General features: G+C 71.4%; 3 protein-coding genes. All 3 read right to left on the bottom strand.

From position 1 onward, the window contains the following. Positions 1-1,113 (bottom strand): cytochrome P450 family protein, encoded by a 1,113-nt coding sequence (locus FF041_RS24620; RefSeq protein ID WP_153524844.1) that lies wholly within the window; start codon positions 1,111-1,113, stop codon positions 1-3. A gap of 41 nt (positions 1,114-1,154) precedes the next feature. Continuing rightward, positions 1,155-2,327, bottom strand: a complete 1,173-nt coding sequence (locus FF041_RS24625; RefSeq protein WP_228388601.1) for a cytochrome P450 — start codon at positions 2,325-2,327, stop codon at positions 1,155-1,157. A 45-nt stretch (positions 2,328-2,372) separates the two neighbouring features. Further along, on the bottom strand, positions 2,373-6,142 hold a 3,770-nt coding region (locus FF041_RS24630; protein ID WP_153524859.1), incomplete at its 5' end, for an alpha/beta fold hydrolase.

The following is a 6,142-nucleotide window of genomic DNA, read 5'->3' on the forward strand; positions in this document are numbered from 1 at the left end:
TCACCAGACCACCGGCAGCGTCTCCACGGCCCTCGACGAGAAGCGGAGTCCGTCGGGGGGCACTGCCAGCCGTACGGTGGGGAACCGCTCCAGCAGTCCCGCGATCGCGATCCGCAGCTCCATCCTGGTCACCAGGGCGCCGATGCAGTAGTGGATGCCGTGACCGAAAGCCATATGGCCGGAGTTGTCCCGGGTGATGTCGAGAGGGGCCTTCGGCTCTCCGGGGGCGGTGGTGCCGTTGGCCCCGAGCAGTGAACAGGCCACGGTCTCCCCGGTCCTGATCACCCGTCCCGCGATGGGCACGTCCTCCAGGGCGGTGCGGGGCGAGGCCATGGCGATGACCGACACGCTGCGGATCACTTCCTCCACCGCGTGGTCGATCAGCTCCGGCCGCTTCAGAAGCAGCGCGAGCTGTTCCGGATTCTCCAGCAGCGCGAGGGTTCCCAGCCCCAGTGTTCCGGCGACGTTCTGGATCAGGGAGGCCAGCAGAGTGGTCGCGGTCCCCAGCAGCTCGGCTTCGGTGAGCTCCGCGCCGTGCTCGACGATCAGCCTGCCGAGCAGGTCGTCGCCGGGCTTGCGGCGCTTCTGCCTCATGTACTTGCTCAGATAGGACAGATAGGCGTTTCCGGCGGCCTCCCGCTGCTCCCGGTCAGGGTTGTCGATCCGGTGGGTGTCGATATGACGCGCCAGTTCGGCCTGGTCGTCGCGGGGTATGCCGAGTATGGAGCAGCCGACCAGGCTCGTGGTGGGCCAGACGAAGTGCGATATGAGATCGACCGGCTGCCCGGCGTGCTCCAGGGCGTCCAGGCGCTCGGTCACGACGCGCTCGACGAGCGGCTCCAGGGTGCGGACCCGCCGGAGGGTGAACTCCGGCATCAGCATCTTCCGCATCCGGGTGTGCTCCGGCGCGTCGTAGTGCAGCAGATTGCCGGGCTGGATCAGTCTCCGGGAGTCGCTGGCGTTGGCGGCGGGCGGCAGGGTGCTGAATCTGTCGTCGCCGAGGATCGCCCGCACCTCGGCATAGCCGGTGGCGAGCCAGGCGCGGTCCGGGCTTCCTGGAGGAGTGGTCACGACGAGCCGTGACTGCTGGGAATCGTTCAACGGCCTGGGCATTCGTGGAATCCTTTCGCCTTCTCCCGGCAGGGTGGCGGAGCTCACCAGGCCACCGGCAATTCGTCCACACCGTAGGTGGGTGTCGACGTCCGATAGCGGATCTCCTCCGGCGGCACGGCCGGGCGCAGCCCGGGGAATCGGCGCAGCAGCGCCGGAATCGCGATCCGGAGCTCCATCCTGGCCAGCGACGCGCCCAGGCAGCGGTGGATGCCGTGACCGAAGGCCATATGGCCGGAGTTGTCCCGGGTGATGTCGAGAGTGTCCGCCGGCGTGCCCGACAGCGGGGCGCGGCTCACCGCGAGGAGTGAACAGATCACCATGTCGCCGGCCTTGATCACCTGCCCCGCGAGGGGCACGTCCGCCAGGGCCGTGCGCGGGGTGGCGTTCGATACGGACGAGATGTAGCGGATCAGCTCCTCCACCGCCTGGTCGATCAGTTCGGGCCGCTCCAGAAGCAGGGCGAGCTGGTCGGGGTGGAACAGCAGGGCGAGGGGAGCGAGTCCCAGCATGCCGCCGATGTCCTCCAGGCCGGAGCCCATGAGGGACGCGGCGATGCCCGTCAGCTCCGCGTCGGTGAGATCCGCGCCGTGCTCGCGGATCAGTCCGCTGAGCAGATCGTCCCCGGGGCCGCTGCGCCGCTGTCGGACGAGTCTCGCCATATAGGTCATATACGCGTTCCCCGCCGCGCGCTGCCGGTCCCGGTCGCGGTCCCGGTCCCGTTCGCGGATGCCGCGGCCGAAGGCGGAGCCGGTACGGCTGATGTTCCAGTTGCGCGCCAGCTCGGCCGCGTCATCGCGGGGGACGCCGAGCAGCGCACAGCCGACCAGGCCCGGGATGGGCCAGGCGAAGTGCCGTACGAGGTCGGCCGGCTGCCCGGCCTGCTCCAGGGCGTCCAGGCGATCGGCCACGATCTCTTCCACGAGCGGCTCCAGTCTGCGGATCCGCCGGAGCGTGAACTCCGGCGTCAGCATCTTCCGCAGCCGGGTGTGCTCCGGTGCGTCGTACTGCCGCAGATTGCCGACCTCGGTCCGCGCTCCGGCGCCGTTTCCGCCGTCCTCGGGCGGCAGCATGCTGAATCTCTCGTCGCCGAGGATCGCCCGCACCTCGGCATAGCCGGTGGCGAGCCAGTGCCGGCGCGCGAAGCGCCCGCCGGTGTCGATCTCGACGAGTGGTGCCCGCGTGCTCAGCCGGATCAGTTCGGGCACGGGTTCCATCCCGTCCCTGCGTGTGTTCGCGGAAGTGCTCACTGGCTTCGGCATTCAGGATCCCTCCTTTCCGGTACCGGACTCGGTGCCGGAATCGGAATCGGAATCGGCGCGGGAATCGGCGTGGAGTCTCGCCGCGAGGACTTCCCCGATCCGCGAGGACGGCACAGGCTGAAGCATGTTGTCGTGGCTGGCGGCGATGTCGTGCGACTCGATGTCACCCGCCACGAAGGGCCGCCAGCTGTCGCGTGCGACCGACGCGGGCAGCTCCGTGCGACGGCCTTCGACCGCGACGAAGAGCAGCAGATCGCCCTGGAAGCGACGCGGTGTGTGGTGGTCGGTGAGCCGGGCCACGTTGGCGACCACCTCCCGCATATTCGACCGGAGTCCGTCGTCGAGGCCCTCGCCGACGGACTCGCCGGGCGACAGCCGGAGGTCGCGCGCCATCGGTGCGGCGCCGTCGTCCCGGTCTGCCACGGGCTCGCCGCTGTAGCGGGCTCCGCCGGTGTCCTCGGGGTAGCCGTCGAGCACCGCGAGAAGCCTGACCTGTTCGCCCTGCTCCTCCAGCCGGGTGGCGACCGCCTGGGCGACCAGTCCGCCGAACGACCAGCCGAGGAGGTGATACGGGCCGGTGGGCTGGACGGTCCTGATCCGCTCCGCGTAGTCGGCCGCCATCTCCGCCACGCTCTGCGGCAGGGGCTCCGGCTCCGCGAGCCCCCGGGCCTGCACCCCGTAGACGGGCTGATCCTGTGGCAGATGCCGCAGGAGTGCGGCGTATGCCCAGCTCAGCCCCGTACCGGTGTGCAGACAGAACAGCGGCGGACGGCTGCCCTCCGACCGTAGCGGCAGCAGCGTCCCGAGGTCGCGGTGGTCCCCGCCCGCGCGACGGGGCGTCCCGGCCACCCGGTTCCCGGCCCGGCTCCTGCCCCGCAGCACGAGCCGGCCGTCGGCGGTCCACTTCGCCCGCTCGCCGGTATGGAGCATCCGCTCTCCCGCGGTCCCGAAGGGGCACGCGACGAACCGTGCGCCGGTCAGGGCCGGATCATCCGCGTAGCCACGCGCCGGCGAGGATCCCACGACATACAGGTCGCCCGTGGCACCCGGCGGCACCGGGCGCAGGAAGTCGTCGAGGACGAAGGCACGGGTGACGACGGTCTCCGCGCCGATGCCCCGTTCGGCCAGTCGGCCGGCGAGCCGGGCCGCCGCCGCGTCCAGCGCGCCATGGGTGAGCCGGCCGTCGGCGTCCGTGGCCGCGACGGCATCGGGCATCAGAGCGGCCCGTACGGCATCGGGCGTCAGAGCGGCCCGTTCCGCCAGCAGCTCGACGACGGTGCGGTCCGGGACCTCCCCCGCCGTCGCGTTCCACCCCTCTGTCACCTGACGGTATTCGGACTCGCCCAGCAGCACGTCCACCTGGCTCAGCCGCAGCTCCGGATCGGCCGCCACCTGCTCCAGGACCCGGACGAGCCGCTGGGCGAGTCCGGTGACGGTGGAGCGGTCGAACAGCTCGGCGGCATAGCGGACGGCGCCCTCGACGCCGTTCGGCCCGCCGTCGGACCCGCGCCGTTCGATGAGGCTCACCACCAGGTCCGGTCCGCCCGCCGCTGTCCCCGCCGGCAGCCGGGTGGTACTCAGCCCCGACAGCTCCGGCGACTCCCATGCCTCGGCGGCGTCGCCGTGGACTTCGAGCCCGACCTGGAAAACGGGGTGATACGGAGTCGACGGCGGCAGGGACAGCACCTCGACGAGGCGCGCGAACGGGACGTCCGGGTTCTGGAACGCCCTGGTGCAGGCAGCCCGCGCCCGGCCGAGGAGCTCGCGGAACGTGGGGTCGCCCGAGGCGTCGGTACGGAGGGCCAGCGAGTCCGCGAAGGGACCCACCAGGCCGTCCAGATCCCCTTCGTCGTCCCGGCGCGGCAGCACGGTGCCGAGGGTGATGTCGGCGCCCGCGCCGAGGCGTGCCAGCAGAAGGGTGAGCGCGGCCTGCATCACCATGAAGAGCGTCACGCCGTCGGATACGAAGGCGTCCGTCAGCCGGGTGTGGGCGTCGCTGTCGAGGACCAGCGGAACCGAGTCGGCCCGGTGGGACGCCACCGGCGGCCGGGGACGGTCGGCCGGCAGCTCCAGCTCGGCTACCGCGTCGCCCAGGGTCTTCTGCCAATAGGCGAACTGCTCGCCGATCAGACTGTCCGGATTCCGCTCGTCCTGGAGCATCTCCCGCTCCCAGAGCGCGTAGTCGGCGAACTGGAGGGGCAGCGGCGCCCGCTCGGGAACCCGGCCCTCCCGCCGCGCTCCGTACGCCGCCGCCAGATCGCGTACCAGGACGATCAGCGACTCCTCGTCCGCGGCGATCCGGTGCACCACGACGAGCAGCACGAACTCGGTGTCCGAGAGCTCGAAGAGACGGCTCGTCCAGGGCGTCTCCCGGGCGAGATCGAAGACGTGCCCGGCGTGGTCGGCCAGCAGTCCCGGCAGCTCCGCCTCGGTCGCCGGCGTCACCGGCAGCTCGGGGCGGACAGCTTCGGCGTCCAGGACGCGCTGACGCGGTTCGTCGCCCTCGGCGCCAGTGCCGGTGCCAGTGCCAGTGCCGGTGCCGGTGAACGTCGTACGGAGGATGTCGTGCCGCGCCGCGACATCCCACAGCGCGGCCTCCAGCGCGGACCGGTTCAGCTTGCCCTTGAGACGCAGCGCGACGGAGATCCGCTGGGCCGCCGAGCCCGGGTTCTCCCGGGCCAGTCGCCAGCTGCGCGACTGACCCGCCGTGACGGGTATCTCGTCGGGGTGGTCGACCGGCCGCAGCTCCGGGAGCTCCTTCGACGTCAGCATGCGGGCCACGCCCAGGGGCGTGGAGTCGCCGAAGAACCGCCGCATGCTCAGCTCGGCGCCGAACTCCTCGCGCACCCGGGCGGCGAGGCGCATCGCCAGCCCCGAGTCACCGCCCAGATCGAAGAAGTTGTCGTCGGCACCCACCCGTTCCAGGCCCAGGACTTCGGCGAACAGCGCACACAAGGTCGCCTCGGTCTCGGTCTCCGGCGCTCTTCCGGAGCCCCGTCCGGCGAAATCCGGCCTGGGCAGCGCCCCACGGTCCAGTTTTCCATTGCTCGTCAGGGGCAGTGCCTCCAGCGCCACCACGACGGCGGGGACCATGAATTCGGGCAGTGTGGCGGCGGTGTGCTCGCGTATCTCCTGGAGGTCCACGTCTTCGGCGTCGGAGACGATGTAGCCGATCAGACGCCGGTCCCCCGGCCGGTCCTCCCGGAGGGCCGCGGCTGCCTGGCGGACCGCAGCGTGAGCGGTCAGCGCGGCCTCGACCTCGCCCAGCTCCACCCGGAACCCACGGATCTTCACCTGGTCGTCGGCCCGGCCGACGAAGAGCAGTCGTCCTTCGGGAGTCCAGCGGGCCAGGTCTCCGGTCCGGTACATCCGCTCGTCCCGGAGGAACGGGCAGGCGACGAAACGTTCCGCCGTCAGCCCCGGACGGCCGAGGTATCCCCGTGCGAGTCCCGGCCCGGCGATATACAGCTCACCCGTCGCTCCCGGCGGCACCGGGCGCAGGAACCCGTCGAGGACGTAAGTGCGTACGTTGTCCAGGGGCCGACCGATGGCCGGGGGCTGGTCCCGGGGCCCGATCTCCTCGTCCACCGCTCCCGCGGTGGTGATCACCGTCGCCTCGGTCGGACCGTACGTGTTCCACACCCGCGCCCGGTACGCCCACCGGCTCGCCAGATCCGCGGTCAGCCGCTCCGCACCCAGAACCCAGCTCTCCACACCCGGCACCGACTCCGGATCGAGCACACTCAGCAACGACGGCACCACACTCGCCG

Origin of the sequence: Streptomyces jumonjinensis (assembly GCF_009600885.1) — a bacterium.
Lineage (GTDB): Bacteria > Actinomycetota > Actinomycetes > Streptomycetales > Streptomycetaceae > Streptomyces > Streptomyces jumonjinensis.